This window comes from Pyxidicoccus sp. M6 (genome assembly GCF_055568925.1).
In genome coordinates, this window is sequence record NZ_CM145714.1 from 5,072,055 (window position 1) to 5,086,761 (window position 14,707).

Consider the following 14,707-nt stretch of genomic DNA (forward strand, 5'->3'; position numbering starts at 1 on the left):
TTCCGATTGGAGGAAAGCTCCATGGCCCTTCGTCCGTGCCGCCCGCTGCCAGTCAGTCTCTGTCTGCTGGTCCTCGCCCTCGCTGGTTGTGGCCCCGCGCTTCACGAGGAGGATGAGTCCCCGGCGCCCTCCTCGCAGGCTGCGGAAATCCGCATCGCCAACTCGCTGACCACGGACGCGCTGGTCCTCAACGCCATCTCCACCAACCCGACGGCGAACGGGCTGCTGGCGTCGAGCGCGCTCACCACACTCTTCGGGCCCACGGTGTCCTCGGGAAACCCGTACGTCAGCCTGCAGCTCCATGACCCGGACGCGCAGAAGTTCATGGAGTACCTGGTGGGGTGCGCGCTGGCGGACGGCGACACCCTGGACTGGTACGACCCGCGTCCCGCGTCCGCCGGCCCGAAGAAGTGGAACGGCAAGGCGGGCCTGTGCCCCGCGTGGAAGTTCTTCGCGCCGAGCCCCGAGTGCAAGCGCATGGTGTCCGCGTGCATCCTCGCGCGGAACAACGCGCTGGGCCGCCGCGTGGAGCTGTCCATTCGCGGCGAGCACTGGACGGGGCCGGGTGTCTTCACGATGGAGCCGGTGACGCGTCCGGCCGAGCAGGACCCGAATCCGGCGGTGGCGCTGACCAGCTTCACGGCGTGCTCCACGCCGCAGACCGGCGCGGCGCGCAACTGCGGCTGGAAGGCGGACGCCATCGGCTCGTGCGTGCCGGGCGCGACGGTGTGGGTGGGCGCGGGGGGACAGACTTCCTGCCCCGGCCTGCCGTTGGGCTCCAGCTCGGGCGCACAGAAGGTGCTGCGCGTGTGCAGCGGCATCGTCGGGTGTGACCACCTGGGGGCCCGCTACGTCACCGCGGCCGTCGGAAGCTGCGCGGGCGTGTCGTCGGCACCGGCGGCTTCCTTCACGTGCCCCAGCTCGGGCTGGTTCAGTGTGATGACCGCTCCCTTCTACTCGTTGTTTGCGTCGGGCACGGCGACGGTGGCGGTGAGCTCGAGCGCCGGTGCGCAGTACAACCTGTCCGAGCAGCAGGTGTACGGCATGCGCGAGGGCGCCTTCTACGGCAACGTGTTCGACCCGGCGGCGCTCCACCCGAAGGCCAACGTGTACGTGAGCCGCGAGGGCGACACCTTCAAGGTGAATGGCGACGACGTCGTCATCCAGGGCGCCATCTACCGTCAGATGTTCTCCTGCTACGACCCGAGCTGGTCCTCGGGGGCGGCCTACTCCGCCAACCGCGTCTGCGCGCTGCCGTCTTCCGGCGAGAACTGCGCCGCCACGGTGACGGGGCCGTGCTGGAATCCGAGCAACCCCTCCACGGCGATGTGCGCCACGGAGGATGGCCCCGACGTGTCGGGCGATGGCGACTTCGAGCAGTGCAAGGACCCCGCGGGCAACGTCTGGGAGGAGCCGGTGACGACCTTCCTCAACTCCCCATGCGACACGGTGCAGATGTCCACGGGCACGCGGACGTGCATGCGGAAATAGCGGAGTACCTCCACGGAGCGCACGGTGCCAGGCGGCGAAGAGTCACTCTACGGTGAAGAGCTGGGCGCGGGAGCCCTGGTGGGGCAGTGGGTGGTGGAACGCGTCCACTACCGGGGGCCCGTGTCCACGCTCTACCGTGCGAAGGACTCGCGCACCGGTGCGCCCGCGGCGTTGAAGGTGTTGCACGCGCTGCCGGCCAGCGCCACCACCGCGCTGCGCCGCTTCCGCCGTGAAGCGGCCACGCTCCAGCGCCTGAGCCACCCGCACATCGTCGAGGTGCTCGGGTACGGGGAGCTGCCGGACGGACGCGCCTTCATCGCCATGGAGTGGCTGGAGGGGCGGGACCTCGCGGCGGACCTCGCCGCGCGAGGCCCGCTGTCCGCGGACGAGGCGCTGGAGGTGCTGGAGCAGGTGGGCGCCGCGCTGCGGGCCGCGCACGGTGCGGGCGTGGTGCACCGGGACTTGAAGGTACAGAACGTGGTGCGCCTCTCCGCGAGGGGCGAGGCGCTCCACGTGAAGCTGGTGGATTTCGGCGTGGCCAAGGGGCTGACGCCGGATGCACCGGGCGCGTCCACGCTCACGCATACCGGCGTGGCGCTGGGTACGCCGCTGTCCATGGCGCCCGAGCAGATTCGCGGGGAGCCGCCCGATGAGCGCACGGACCTGTATGCGCTGGGCGTGCTCCTGTTCCAGCTCGTGACGGGACAGCCTCCGTTCCAGGGGGCCACGCGGCACGAGGTGGAGGAGCAGCATCTGCACGCACCTCCGCCGCGTCCCGGTGAGCGGGCTCCCGTGCCTGCCGCGCTGGACGCGGTGGTGCTGCGATGTCTGGGCAAGCGGCGCGAGGACCGCTACCCGGATGTGGATGCGTTCCTGGAGGAGCTGCGCGTCGCGGTGCGCGGCGGGCGGGCACCGGCGAAGGCGGGGCACGCGGTGGCGCTGTACGCGGAGGCCCGGCTCATGGGCGCGCCGGATGCGGCGGCGCTGGAGCGATTGGACGCGCTGCTGGAGCGCACGGGCCAGGCGGCGCGAGAGGCGGGCCTGGATGTGCGGGTGGAGGGAAGCGGCTGTCTCCTGGCGATGGCGAGGCTTCCGGAAGACGAGGCCCGCGAGCGGGAGTCGCGCGAGCGCGTGCTGTCGTCAGCGTTGGAGCTGGTGTTGGAGGTGGATGCCTCCAGCGACGCGGACTCCGTGACATTGGCGGTCACCGTCCACGTGGCGCAGCTGTCCGGCGGAGAGGGGCAGGGCGCGGGGCTGCTGCACGTGCCCGGCTGGCTGACGGAGTTGCCGGGCACGGGGCTCGTGGCGACAGAGGCGGCGCTGAGGGGCCTGGAGCCGGGCTTCCTCACGGAGCCCGACGCCGGACAGGGCAGGGCGCGCATCCTCGCGCGCCGGTGAATCAACCGGACGCGTGCTTCCTCACGGCGCGCGGAGCCTGTGCCGGCCCTGGACGCGGCGGACGCGTCAATCACTCACACGGGGGGCCGAGCGCCGTGGGCCTCGGGGGAACGGAATGCCACGGTCCACCTGGCGGATTGCCTTGGGAGCCGAGGACCTTGCGAGTAGCCTGACCGTGCGCGGAGTGGACCGCCTACGAGGCACTTCATGGAGTCCGACGACCTCAATCCGGCAAGCCGGCCCCCGGGGCTGTCCATCGGCCGGTGGCGCTTGCTGGAGCAGTGCGGCCAGGGCACCTACGGCATTGTCTACCGGGCCGAGAGCTTGGAGGAGCCTGGGGGCGTCGTGGCCCTCAAGCTGGCCGTGTATCCCGGCGATGCCCGCTTCGTACGTGAGGCGGAGCTGCTCTCCCGCGTCCACCATCCCGCTGTTCCGCGCCTCTTCGACCACGGACAGTGGCAGCCCCGCGAAGGCGTGTCCTACGCCTGGCTCGTCATGGAGTGGATCGAGGGAGTGTCCCTTTATGACTGGGCCGTGGCGCAGCGCCCGTCGTCACGGCAGGTGCTCAACGTCCTTGCCCGGCTGGCGCGGGCATTGGAGGCCACCCATGCCGCAGGCGGCGTCCACCGGGATGTGAAAGGCGACAATGTCCGCGTGCGACGTGCGGACGGACAGCCCTTCCTCATGGACTTCGGCGCGGGACACCACCTGGGGGCCTCCACGCTGACGTGGCAGCCGTTTCCTCCCGGCACGCCCATCTACCGCGCTCCCGAGGCCTGGCACTTCGTGATGCGTCCCGGCAAGCCTCCCGTCGTCCCGTATGCGCCTGGCTTCTCCGATGACGTCTTCGCCCTGGGCGTCACTGCCTACCGGCTCGTCTCCGGCAAGTACCCGCCCTCGGCGTATCCGCGTGCCGACGACGCCAGGCTTTGGCTCCCGGAGAACCTGGCGCTCTGGACCGCCAGCACGGGCAACGCCCGCTGCGTTCCGGAGCTGAGTGCATTGGTGTTCCGGATGCTCTCGCTCCGACCGGAGGCGCGTGGCAGTGCGAGGGAGGTGGCCGAAGCGCTGGAGCAGGCCGCATGGACGGCGGGACCTGAAGCGGATGTGCCTCTCTTCACCGGGGAGGAGGCGAGGCCCGCGGGCCTCTTTCCTCCGGTCCAGCGCGTCACGGTGCAGCCACCTCCTCGCATGGCGAGGCGGCCCTGGTTCGTGGCGGCCAGCCTCGGTGCATCCCTGGCCCTGGGCGCGGCAGTGCTGGTGAGCACCCGGCCCGTCGAGCCGTCCGAGCAGACACACCTCGCGGACGGGGAAGAGTCGAAGGATGGAGGCACGGTCGCCGTCGGAGACACCGCGCTGACGGCCCCAATCGAGCCCGCGCGAGCCCTCTCCATGTTGTCGGTCATTCGGGCTGAGTTGCCGCCGAAGCCCTTCCAAAGGCAGCGCAGACCCGATGGTGACGGACGGTGTCCCGGCAAGGGAATGGTCGCAATCAACGGCGGCTGCTGGGTGAAGTTGCCTGTGGAGCTGAAGGACTGCGAAGCCACGGATGGCTTTGCGTACAAGGGCGCGTGCTACGTCCCCGTCTGGGCACCGCAACGTCCTTCCACCTCGGGGCCCACGAATCGCGACGACGCGCCATAGCCGGTAGGGCCGAGGTGGGGAAGGCCGTGTCCCCGAGGCTTCGTTCCCCGGGAAGGAGGAGAGCCCCAGCTCCGATTGCCGGTGAGACCCCAGACACAGGTGACGCTGGATGGCCTCAACACAGTGGCCGAGGACCTCCAGGAAGGCGCCCAGGTCCGAGCCTCGTACACCCTGAACGACGCCGGGGACGCCCAGGCCGTGCGCATCGACGCGACGACACAAGGGAACACCTCGGGGACCGGGACCTCCACCCAGGAATCGCAACAATGGTAGCAACAGTAATCAAATAACCACGGCTTCATGTCAGTGAGTCTCGTCCGTGATAGATCCGGCCTCCTCTCACGAGGAGGTCTCACATGCATCAGCGTCTGGTCGTCATCCTGGGCTGTCTGGGACTTGGCGTGCTCATGGGGTGTGGTTCGACCGCGGAGGAGCAGGCGCGAGCTCCGGGGGACACCGTGTTCCGGGCCCCGCTCTCCGACGAAGACCCTCCGCCGCGAGAGTGTGGAGAGGACGGCGTCTGTGACGAGGGCGAGACCCCTGAGAAGTGTCCGCTCGACTGCGATGGCCCCGACCCGTTCTGCGGAGATGGCCTCTGCGGCGTCACCGAGTCGCATCAGTCCTGCCCCCTGGACTGTGACGCTCCAGCCCCCTTCTGTGGAGACGGCCTCTGCGATGGCTCCGAGTCGCACCGGGTCTGTCCGGTGGACTGTGATGCGCCTGCGCCGGGAGTCTGCGGAAACGATGGTGTCTGCGACGAAGGTGAGTCGCACGAGACCTGTCCACTCGACTGTGATGGGCCCGCATAGCGAGCCCCGAGGGGAACACGGCAGCACCACGCGCGCTCCTGAGGCATCCCCTCATTTTGCAAGCTGGCGAGGAAGCGGCAGGTCGGCTGGTTCGTGCGAAGAGTAGGGCAGCCTCGCCACTACGTACTGGGTGAGAACATCACCCATCAACGAAAAGAAGGTGCACGCCTTCCTCGACGGACTCTTCGGGGACGACCTGCATGCCAAGAGAGTCTTGTCGCTGTCGCTGGCGACGCTGGGCGTGGTCCATGCGGCCAGCCTGTCGGTGTACGCCATCGGCCAGGCGCTGGCGATGGCCCGTGTCACCCAGGGCAAGCATGGGGTGAAGCAGGTCGACCGGCTGCTGTCCAACACGGGCATCGACGTCTGGCACCTCTTCGCCCTGTGGGGGCCCTACGTGCTGGGGCAGCGCACCGAGGCCGTGGTGTCACTGGACTGGACGGACTTCGAGGCCGATGACCAGACGACGCTGGTGGCCGCGCTCAAGACGAAGCATGGCCGCTCGACGCCCCTGGTGTGGCTGACGGTGCAGAAGTCCGCCCTCAAAGGGCTGCGCAACGACGTGGAGGACTCCGTGCTCCTGCGCCTGCGCGAGCTCATCGCCCCCGAGGTGAAGGTGACGATTCTGGCCGACCGAGGCTTTGCCGACCAGAAGCTCTATGCCCTGCTGGAGCAGTTGGGCTTCGAGTACGTCATTCGGTTCCGGCAGTGCATCACCGTCACCCGCCGGGACGGCGAGCGCCGCACGGCGGCCGAATGGGTGCCCGCCTCGGGCCGTGCCTGCCGACTGTCTGCCGCGCGCGTCACCGCCGATGAGGCGCCTGTGGGCGCGGTGGTGCTTGTGAAGAAGAAGGGCATGAAGGAGCCCTGGTGTCTGGCCACCAGCCTGAGTGCGGCGGCGGCCTCCCAAATCGTAGCGCTCTACAGTCGCCGCTTCCGCACCGAGGAGAGTTTCCGCGACATCAAGGACTTGCGTTTCGGTATGGGCTTGTCCGCCATGAGCATTGCCGAGCCGGAGCGGCGCGACCGGCTGCTGTTGGTGTGTGCGCTGGCTCTCGCGCTGCTGACGCTGCTGGGGGCTGCCGGTGAACGGCTGGGCATGGAGCGCTATCTCAAAGCCAATACGTCCAAGAGCCGTACCTACTCTCTCTTCCGCCAGGGCTGTTTCTACTATCAGGCCCTGCCCATGATGCCCGAGGCCCAGTTACGACCTCTGATGGAACTCTTCGGCCAGCTCGTTTGCGAGCAACCCGTTTTCCGCGAAACCTTCGGTGTCATATGAGGGGATGCCTCAGGGGCCGAGGAGGAGTTCCGGCTGGCCCTGCTGGAGTGGGCTCACCGGTACAACGAGCACTGGCTACTGGAGCGCCACGACTTCCTCTCGCCGAGTCAGGCCCGGCGGGAGCTGATGCAGAAGAAAGCGGCCTGATTATGACCAACCTGGTGTCTCGACAATCCGGTGCGGTACAGGGGCCGGCTCTATGAGGACGCGCAGCTCACGCGTCCGTACAAGGGCGGGGGAGAGACGGACATCGTCCCGGAGCTCGACCTGCTCGTCGTCAGGCCGGTGGAGGGCGGCTACCAGTATTCGGAGGTGGCCAACGTCAAGGTCCCGGACCCGAAGCTCGCCACCGACATGCGGGCGGACGCGGCCAACCAGAACCGGCTGGCGCTGGAGGCGCTGCGTGCCCATCAGGAAGGACGTCCCGCCCGGGTCGAGACGAAGTCCGGAGAGACGCTCCATGGCCAGGTGACGGACATCACCGGCGTGGATGCGCGCACGGGCGCCGAGGTGCACCTCACGGGGCGCATCGAGGCGGACCCACGCGGCGTCACCGAGCAGACCATCCTCCCCCGGCTCGAGAAGCAGCCCCCCGGGCCCGCGGACCTGGCCTTCACACAGAGGGACATCAACGTGGTCATGAACCTGTTGCGTGAGCGCCAGCTCATGCGGACTCCGGAGTACTGACGCGATGGGTGTCATCTATTCGCCGCTCATCCTCTTCGCCCCGGTCCGGTCCGATGGCACCCGGCGGGACTTCCCACCGCTGCCTCCCGGCGTCACCGCGCGCATCGAGGAAGGCTCCCGCATCCTGATGTTCGGGCTGCGCATGGGAGAGATGCTCGGGCTGGACGTCGAGGAGCTCTCCCAGGTCCTCCGCGAGGTGGAGAGTGCTCCACTGCATCGCGGGCGCGGGCTGTTCATCGCGACGGATGTCTCGCTGCTGCTCGAGGTCTACGCGCGAATCCGCGACGGGTTGCGCGAGGCCATCGATGACGTGGGACAACCCCGGGGCCCTATGGGCGCTCGCCTGGCGGCCTCCCCCGATATCGGCCGGTACTCGGACGGCGGCCTGTTCACGCGCTTCCGCGGTGTCCCGCTGCGTGACTTGCGGGAGTGGCTGGAGGAACTGTGCCGCTTCCTGGCGTTCGCCCAGGAACACCAGCTCCTCGTGCGCCAGGGCGAGCCGCCGGACCCGGACATTGGGGACGACGGGGAGCCTGACTGAGGCCGCCAGGCGGCGCCGCCCCGGCGTGCGGGAGCGGGCACTCGCATCACGCCCGAGCCGCTCTGCGCCGGAGCGGCACGCGTCCCCAGCCTGGTGACAGCCCGCTACCGTCTCTCCCGTGAAGCCAGCACCTGCATCGTCGAGTGCTCGCGGGAGACCCGGGAGGGCCCGGGCTTCGACACGCCCGGTTCCGATGAGACGCTGAGGTAGCGGCGTGGAGTCGCTGCTGTTCACCCGCCGCCTTGCGCCTTGAACACGGTGATTCGTTCAAGGAGCGTGCCCTGGGCATTACGGTCGAGCGCTTGAAGACTCATGCGAGCGCTCTCGATGATGTGCTCGGCATGGCGGTAGAACTCTCGCGGCCTGGCCAGGAAGAGCGGCCAGATGACATCGAGCGCTTCCTCCGACACGGCGAGCGATGTCTCCCATTGCCCGGACAGGTACTGGGGCTCGCCCAGGTCGACGAGGTACAGCGCCAGGGTGGGGAGGAACTCGTCCGGTCTTTCCGTCGCGAGCCGGCGACAGATGGCCACCGCCTCGGCCAGCGACGCATGGGCCTCGCTCTTCCCATGTGCGCACTGCAGCGTGCCCAGATATCTCAGGCACTGCGCCAGCGTGGGCAGGAACACGTCCGGCTGCGCCGCCGCCAGCTTGCGAAGGATTGCCACCGCCTCCGCTCTGGACGTGAGTTCCGCCGTCCACTGTTGGAGCTGGCTCTGCCGGTCGCCAAGAAGTCTCAAGCTCCCGGCCAGCCTGGGGAGGAACACGTTCGGATTCACCGCTGCGAGCTGACGACAGATGGCTACCGCTTCGGCTGCGGAAGCGAGCGCCGCATCCCGTTGCTCCAGCTCGCTCTGTCGCCGGCTCAATGTCGCCAGGCTGTCGGCGAGAGCGGGCAGGCTCGCCTCGGGCTCAATCGCCGCCTGTTGGCGGTGGTGCTCGACCTCCTTCCGAGCCGAGTCGAGTTCCTCCTCCTGCGTCCGCTTGAGCTCGCTCTGCCACGTGTCCATGGCCCGTGAGCGTGCCGACCGGCGCCAGCCTCGTCAACGTGACGGGAGCGGACGCACGCGACCGGGGCGTGCGTCCGCGCCGATAGGCTCACGTGGCACCCTCAACATGGCTTCTATCCCGCCTACACGCCGCCCCTGGACGAACCCGTCCCCCCTGTGGCTCCATCATCTCGAGCTCGCGGGCGCGGTCTCGCATCTGCACCGCGAGCTCGAAGTCGAGGTCCCCGGCTGCCGCGCGCATCGCGGTGCGCGGCTTGTCGATCACCTTGCGCAGCGCCTCGATGTCGTCGAGCGCCGTGCCGTCGAGCGCGGCCATGACCGGCGACGGCATGCCCTTGCCCTCGTCCCTCTCCGTCCAATGTGGCAGGTGAGTGCCGCCGTCGCGAAGCAGTTGGGTCTGCAATCGCTGCCGGTACAGGGGCTCGAGAGTAGTGCTCCAGGGCCTTCTCCCGGCCCACCGCAGCCGAACGCTGCCGGGTCACTGGAATATGCTCACGCCCTCCATGACCCAGACACCTCCGCCGAATCCCTCTCAGCAGCTCCTGGAGCACATCTCCAGCTATTGGATTTCCCAGATCATCGGTGTGGTCGCGCGACTTCGCCTCGCGGACCTGCTCGCGAGTGGTCCTCTTTCGAGCGATGCGCTGGCGCCGCGGGTGGGAGCCAACCCGGATGGGCTGTACCGCCTGATGCGCGCGGGGGTGGTCGCAAGCCTCTTCACGGAGGTGTCCTCCCGCACGTTCACGCTCACCCCGCTGGGGGCCTGCCTCCGTACGGAGGTGCCCGGCTCGATGCATGACATGGCCATCATGATGACCGCCCCAGGCCATTGGCGGCCCTGGGGAGACCTCTTCACTGCCGTGCGGACAGGGCGCTCCACGGCCCGCGGCGCTCTGGGGACCAACCTCTGGGAGTACTACGAGAAGAACCCGGAGGAGGCTTCGCACTTCGACCGTGCGATGGGCAGCTTCTCCAACTTCGTCGCCACGGAAGTGGCACGCCTCCACGACTTCTCACCCTATGCCCGCGTGGCCGATGTGGGGGGCAGCCAGGGCGTGTTGCTCGCCGCCGTGCTCCGTGCCCATCCCTCCTGCCGAGGCATCCTCTTCGACCTTCCGCACGTCATCGACGGAGCCCGGGCCCGTGTGGAGGCCGAGGGGCTGAGCCAGCGGATGGACCTGGTGGCGGGGAGCTTCTTCGAGCCAGTCATTCCCGCCGCGGAGGCCTATCTCCTCAAGCACATCCTTCATGACTGGGACGACGCCTCGTCAACCGCCATCCTCCGGCAGATTCATCGCGCCGCACTGCCGGGAGCCCGGCTGCTCGTGGTCGAGATGGTGCTGCCGGACAGCGGGGAGCCTTCGCGCGCGGCCCTCATCGACCTCAACATGTTCGTGCTCGCGGATGGACGCGAGCGCACGGCCCGTGAGTACGAGACGCTGCTCGCCAGCACCGGCTGGGCGCTGGAGCGCATCACTCCCTCCCCGAGCAGCGTGAGCCTCATCGAGGCACGCAAGCGCTGAAGCTGCGCTCGATCACGGCTTGATGCCGTGCCTGCGCAGCAGCCGGTACAGATGGACGCGGTCCATGCCGGCGGTGACGGCGGCCTGGGCCACCTTGCCCTGGTGCTTCTCCAGCAGCGCGCGCAGGTACCGGCGCTCGAAGTCATCCACCACGCGGCGGCGCTGGTCCGCGTACGGCTGCGACGGGTCCACCTCCAGCGGGCCCGCGGGCAGGGCCTCCTCCTCGGAGAGCTCCACCGCCTCCTCGAACACGAGGCACCGCTCCAGGTAGTTGCGCAGCTCGCGCACGTTGCCCGGCCACGCCGCGTGCCGCAGCCTCGCGATGAAGTCCGGCGTGCGCAGCGTCGCCGTCCGCTCGGGGTCCGCGCCCAGCGAGTCGAGGATGCCCTCCACCAGCATCGGCAAATCCTCCGGACGCTGACGGAGCGGCGGCAGTGAAATCCGCAGCACCGCGAGCCGGAAGAACAAATCCGAGCGGAACCGTCCCGCGTTCACCTCCGCGCGCACGTCGCGATGCGTGGCGGCGATGAGGCGCACGTCCACCGGCTGGTGCGTGTTGCTGCCCACGCGTCGAATCTCCCGGTTCTCCAGCACGCGCAGGAGCTTCGGTTGAAGCTCCGCGGGCAGCTCGCCAATCTCGTCCAGGAACACCGTGCCGCCCACGGCCTCCTCGAAGGCGCCCACGCGGCGGTGCAGCGCGCCGGTGAAGGCGCCCTTCTCGTGGCCGAACAGCTCGCTCTCCAGCAGGTGCGCGGGAATGGCGCCGCAGTCCACCACCAGGAAGGGCGCGTCCTTGCGGCGGCTCGCCTGATGAATGGCCAGGGCCGCCTGGCTCTTGCCGGTGCCCGTCTCACCCTCCAGCAGCACCGTCACGTCACGCGCCGCCGCGCGCTCCATCATCGCGAAGCATCCGCGCATCGCCACCGACGCGCCCACCAGCGTGCCGAAGCGCGTGCTCTCCGAGAGGGGCAGCCGGTTGCTCTCCGCGCTGAAGTCGAAGCGCAGCACCACGCGCCCCAGCCGCAGCAGGCTGCCGCTGCGCAGCACGCCCTCCACCACCTGCACGCCGTCCACGATGACGCCGTTGAGGCTGTCCAGGTCCTTCACCTGGGGCCCGCGCGGGCCGATGCGCACCTCGCAGTGGAAGCGCGACACTGTCGGGTCATCCAGCGCGAAGTCGTTGAGCGGATGCGAGCCCACCGAGCACGTGTCCCCGGTGGACTCCCACATCGTTCCCGCTCCGGGGCCTTCCGCCACGGTGAGCCGGAAGCGGCGCACGGTGGAGGCGTCATATGCCCGGCGGCCGTGCTCGTACGGGAGCGTCACGTGGAGCTCGGCGTCTCCTCCCTCCGCGGCCTCCTTCGTCCAGGGGGACTCGCCCTTTGCGTCGTCCGTCGAGGTGGAGGGTGGCCGGGGGCGGTCCAGTGCTGACATGAAATTCAAGATATCACGGAGCTGACGTGTACCGCCCCCCACAATCGGACCCCGGTACGACGGGCCCGGCCGCCCACGCTCCGTGTCCCCTCTGCAACTCCGTGGCGCTGGTACCCCCGTCACCCGGCCGTCATGGCGCGTGGATGACGACCTCCGCCTCCGGGTGCTGCGAGGAGGCGCCGTCCAGCAGCGAGGCCGGAATCCCGCGCAGGTGCTTGTCGAAGAAGGCGAGGACGTAGTCCCTCGCGAGGAGGGGCGCGCGCGCCGCGTCGAGCGTCCCGAGCTGATAGTCCCCTGCGTCCGACTTCGGAGCGTAGTGCCGCAGCACCGGCAGGGCGAGCCCCAGGTCGGTGAAGGAGAAGTGTCCCGCGCCCTCGAAGCTCACGTCGTAGCCGATGGCGCGGAGGTGCTCGAAGAAGCGGGCGCGGCTGGCGTCGATGGAGGCCTCCTCGCTGTTCATCACCAGGAACGGGACGTGGACCTCGCCGTCCAGGTCGCCGAAGAACGTCCCGTCCATGTTGAGCCCCGCCTTGACGCGCGTGTCCGTGCGGCAGGCCTCGCCCGCCGTGGAGCCACCGAACGAGTGGCCGAACATTCCCACCCGCGTCAAATCGAGCCGGCCGGTGAAGCGCCCCTGCGCATCGGCCTCATCGAGCTTCGCGAGCTGGTCGAGCACGAACCGCGCATCCGCCGTCCAGAGGTCCTGCACGCGCCGGTTCAGCTCGGGCTTCGCAGGTGAAATCTCGACGACGTCACTCACCACGTGGCCATCCGGGAACACCAGCGGACCGCTGCTGTGCGGATGGGAGAGGGCGGCCACCACGTACCCCCGGCTGGCCAGCTCCTCCGCGACAACGGAGCTGAGCGCGCTCACAGAGCCATAGCCATGCGACAGCACCACCACGGGGAATCGGTCCGAGCCCTCGGGCAGGGCCGCGCCGCGCACGGAGTGGGCGAGGACGAAGCCGAAGACCTGGGACGACAGTCCTCCCACCGTGGCGAACAGCTCGCCTTCGAGCGGCTGGAGGAAGTACGGCGCGGGCTGGGCCTGGGGCCGCGCCACGGCGGGATACCAGAGGCGCACCTTCAGCTCACGCCAGTCTCCCGGCTCGGGCGTCAGTGGCTCCTCGCGGGAGGTGTCCGTCCACGCGTATTCGAGCGTGCCCACCGCGAAGGCGCCTGTCGTCTCCGGGAGCCGCACCACGACGTGCTGCGCGTCGAACACCCCATCCTGCGCGGAGAGCTCGCTCCCGCTCCGGGTCTTCCCACGGAAGACGACGCGGGCGGTCTCCGCCGTCAGCACCCTCGCCTGTTTCAGCGCGGGAAGGGAGAAGGTGAAGATGGCATCGAGGCGGCCATCACCATCCACGTCGCGCGAGGGCGCCGTCCCCACGGCGGAGACCTTCGCCTCCTCCTTCGAGTCCCACAGCGTGGCCTCCGCCGGGTCCACGTCGCTCGCGTCGAGTCCTTCCGCGCCGAGCACTGCTACGTCGAGGTTCCCGGTGCCCGACAGGTCCACCGCATTGGGGTACACGCCGGGGAGCACGTCGAGCGAGGCATTGTCGACCCGGACGTGCGTGGGAAGGGTGGGCGAATCATCCCGTGGCTTCGGGTCGTCCTCGTCACAACCCGTTCCCGCGAGCAGCCCCCATGTCAGCACCAACGCAGTGCTGACTCCCTCGATGTGCCGACGCCTCGACCCCCACGTACGCATGTTCCCTCCGAGACTCATGGACGCGCAGGGAACACCGGAGCCGGCGCAATGTGTCACCGGCGCGTGCGCGAAAACGCGGCGCGGCGCGTTCCGTCACGAGGACGTCACCGACTCGCGCGGCATCGGGAGGATCTGCTTCACTCCCGCTGCCCCCGCAGCCCGCACCCCTGAGAGGAAGACCGATGAGCTCGCAGCTTCTGAAGTCCTGTCTCGTGATGCTGATGGCCGTGGCCACCGCGTGTGGTGGCGTCGCTGAATCCCCCGAGGCCCCGGAGTCACCGCTGGGCGAGAGCACGCAGGCCGTGCTCTACCCGCCGCCCGCGCCGGCCAGCGGCAACATCCTGGACAGCACCACGTACATGGGCCGGGTCAACGTCCCTGGCTCCATCCAGACGCAGTTCACCTCAGTGCCGCAGTACTTCTCCTTCAGCTTCATCGTGGGCGGGACGTCCAGCGTGAAGCTCGAAGTCACCCACCTGGGCACCAGCATGTACCTGGACACGGGCCTCTTCCTGTACGGCCCGCGTCAGGCGAACGGCAGCTTCGGCACCACGCTGCGGGCCCAGGATGACGACTCCGGCTACGGCCAGCTCAGCCGCATCTCCTCCGTGTCGCTCGCGGCCGGCGAGTACCTCGTCGTCGTGAGCAGCGGCTCCGGCGTGGGCAAGCAGTTCCGCCTCCAGACGGACTGCCTCGCCGGTGCCTGCGTGGTGACGCCCGCGCCGTCTGGCTACGCGCTGCCTCTGCAGGAGGAGCCGCTGACGCCGGCGCTCCAGCGGACGATGGACGAGGACGTCTACTGGGGTTGCGAGGGCGCCTGCAACGGCTGGCTGAACGCCTACCACTTCGCGTGGCCGTACACGGGCCAGCCCACGCTGGAGATGGCCATGCGCACCGTGGAGACCTTCGCCCGCGTCCAGGACCAAGGCTACTACTACATCGGTTCCGTTCCGTACTCGGGGCTGGAGCCGAGGCTGCTCCCCATCTTCTCCACGTACGACGTGCCGGAGCAGATTCTCGCCACGTACAGCAACGGGACGGAGAGTGTGTTGGTGGCGCTCTACGCCAGCCCGGTGCAGGGCTCGGACTTCAACCTCTTCGTCATCCTGTTCCCCCAGTCATACAAGGTGCTCGTCCTGGAGCAGGAGCACTTCTGGTGAGCTGAGCCCCACGT

The 14,707-nt window shown here is 69.1% G+C and carries 13 protein-coding genes; 9 read left to right on the plus strand and 4 right to left on the minus strand.

The genetic code is table 11. The features are described from left to right. The first annotated feature begins 21 nt into the window (after window positions 1-21). The 7 genes from ACVTJA_RS20215 to ACVTJA_RS20245 all read left to right on the plus strand — a co-directional run bounded on the left by ACVTJA_RS20215 (window position 22) and on the right by ACVTJA_RS20245 (window position 7,852). On the plus strand, window positions 22-1,491 hold the full coding sequence (locus ACVTJA_RS20215; protein WP_465838370.1) for a hypothetical protein: 1,470 nt from the start codon (window positions 22-24) through the stop codon (window positions 1,489-1,491). Between the two features lie 24 nt (window positions 1,492-1,515). Then, window positions 1,516-2,889 (plus strand): serine/threonine-protein kinase, encoded by a 1,374-nt coding sequence (locus ACVTJA_RS20220; protein WP_465838372.1) that lies wholly within the window; start codon window positions 1,516-1,518, stop codon window positions 2,887-2,889. A 207-nt stretch (window positions 2,890-3,096) separates the two neighbouring features. Continuing rightward, entirely contained in the window at window positions 3,097-4,533 is a 1,437-nt protein-coding gene (locus ACVTJA_RS20225) for a serine/threonine protein kinase (RefSeq protein ID WP_465838374.1), read from the plus strand. A gap of 75 nt (window positions 4,534-4,608) precedes the next feature. After that, window positions 4,609-4,806 (plus strand): hypothetical protein, encoded by a 198-nt coding sequence (locus tag ACVTJA_RS20230; RefSeq protein WP_465838376.1) that lies wholly within the window; start codon window positions 4,609-4,611, stop codon window positions 4,804-4,806. A gap of 666 nt (window positions 4,807-5,472) precedes the next feature. Continuing rightward, on the plus strand, window positions 5,473-6,624 hold the full coding sequence (locus tag ACVTJA_RS20235) for an IS4 family transposase (protein WP_465838378.1): 1,152 nt from the start codon (window positions 5,473-5,475) through the stop codon (window positions 6,622-6,624). A gap of 177 nt (window positions 6,625-6,801) precedes the next feature. Then, a complete protein-coding gene (locus tag ACVTJA_RS20240) occupies window positions 6,802-7,311 on the plus strand; it encodes a hypothetical protein (protein WP_465838380.1) in 510 nt (169 codons plus the stop codon). Window positions 7,312-7,315: 4 nt separating this feature from the next. Continuing rightward, window positions 7,316-7,852, plus strand: coding sequence for a hypothetical protein (locus ACVTJA_RS20245; RefSeq protein ID WP_465838382.1), 537 nt, complete (start codon window positions 7,316-7,318; stop codon window positions 7,850-7,852). A 230-nt stretch (window positions 7,853-8,082) separates the two neighbouring features. On the opposite strand, the gene ACVTJA_RS20250 is transcribed toward ACVTJA_RS20245, so the two are convergent. Together ACVTJA_RS20250 and ACVTJA_RS20255 are read right to left on the minus strand one after the other, a co-directional pair. Continuing rightward, window positions 8,083-8,862: a hypothetical protein gene (locus tag ACVTJA_RS20250; protein WP_465838383.1), complete on the minus strand. Its 780-nt coding sequence runs from the start codon at window positions 8,860-8,862 to the stop codon at window positions 8,083-8,085. Window positions 8,863-8,950: 88 nt separating this feature from the next. Next, window positions 8,951-9,193, minus strand: a complete 243-nt coding sequence (locus ACVTJA_RS20255) for a hypothetical protein (protein WP_465838385.1) — start codon at window positions 9,191-9,193, stop codon at window positions 8,951-8,953. Window positions 9,194-9,365: 172 nt separating this feature from the next. Here ACVTJA_RS20255 and ACVTJA_RS20260 point away from each other — a divergent pair, with 172 nt between their 5' ends. Next, a complete protein-coding gene (locus ACVTJA_RS20260; protein ID WP_465838387.1) occupies window positions 9,366-10,385 on the plus strand; it encodes a methyltransferase in 1,020 nt (339 codons plus the stop codon). Window positions 10,386-10,397: 12 nt separating this feature from the next. Here ACVTJA_RS20260 and ACVTJA_RS20265 read toward each other — a convergent pair whose 3' ends face one another. Beyond that, a complete protein-coding gene (locus ACVTJA_RS20265; RefSeq protein WP_465838389.1) occupies window positions 10,398-11,819 on the minus strand; it encodes a sigma 54-interacting transcriptional regulator in 1,422 nt (473 codons plus the stop codon). Window positions 11,820-11,949: 130 nt separating this feature from the next. Further along, complete coding sequence (locus ACVTJA_RS20270; RefSeq protein WP_465840460.1) at window positions 11,950-13,479, minus strand: alpha/beta hydrolase family protein; 1,530 nt, start codon at window positions 13,477-13,479, stop codon at window positions 11,950-11,952. A gap of 236 nt (window positions 13,480-13,715) precedes the next feature. Between ACVTJA_RS20270 and ACVTJA_RS20275 the strand changes: the two genes are divergently transcribed. Then, window positions 13,716-14,693: a hypothetical protein gene (locus tag ACVTJA_RS20275; RefSeq protein ID WP_465838391.1), complete on the plus strand. Its 978-nt coding sequence runs from the start codon at window positions 13,716-13,718 to the stop codon at window positions 14,691-14,693. Window positions 14,694-14,707: the final 14 nt, after the last annotated feature.

What these genes read in the sequence shown, in the direction of transcription:
- ACVTJA_RS20255 (WP_465838385.1), bottom strand. Translation starts at nt 9,193, where the DNA reads ATGCCGTCGCCGGTCATGGCCGCGCTCGACGGCACGGCGCTCGACGAC.
- ACVTJA_RS20250 (WP_465838383.1), bottom strand. Translation starts at nt 8,862, where the DNA reads ATGGACACGTGGCAGAGCGAGCTCAAGCGGACGCAGGAGGAGGAACTC.
- ACVTJA_RS20225 (WP_465838374.1), top strand. Translation starts at nt 3,097, where the DNA reads ATGGAGTCCGACGACCTCAATCCGGCAAGCCGGCCCCCGGGGCTGTCC.
- ACVTJA_RS20215 (WP_465838370.1), top strand. Translation starts at nt 22, where the DNA reads ATGGCCCTTCGTCCGTGCCGCCCGCTGCCAGTCAGTCTCTGTCTGCTG.
- ACVTJA_RS20245 (WP_465838382.1), top strand. Translation starts at nt 7,316, where the DNA reads ATGGGTGTCATCTATTCGCCGCTCATCCTCTTCGCCCCGGTCCGGTCC.
- ACVTJA_RS20260 (WP_465838387.1), top strand. Translation starts at nt 9,366, where the DNA reads ATGACCCAGACACCTCCGCCGAATCCCTCTCAGCAGCTCCTGGAGCAC.
- ACVTJA_RS20265 (WP_465838389.1), bottom strand. Translation starts at nt 11,819, where the DNA reads ATGTCAGCACTGGACCGCCCCCGGCCACCCTCCACCTCGACGGACGAC.
- ACVTJA_RS20275 (WP_465838391.1), top strand. Translation starts at nt 13,716, where the DNA reads ATGAGCTCGCAGCTTCTGAAGTCCTGTCTCGTGATGCTGATGGCCGTG.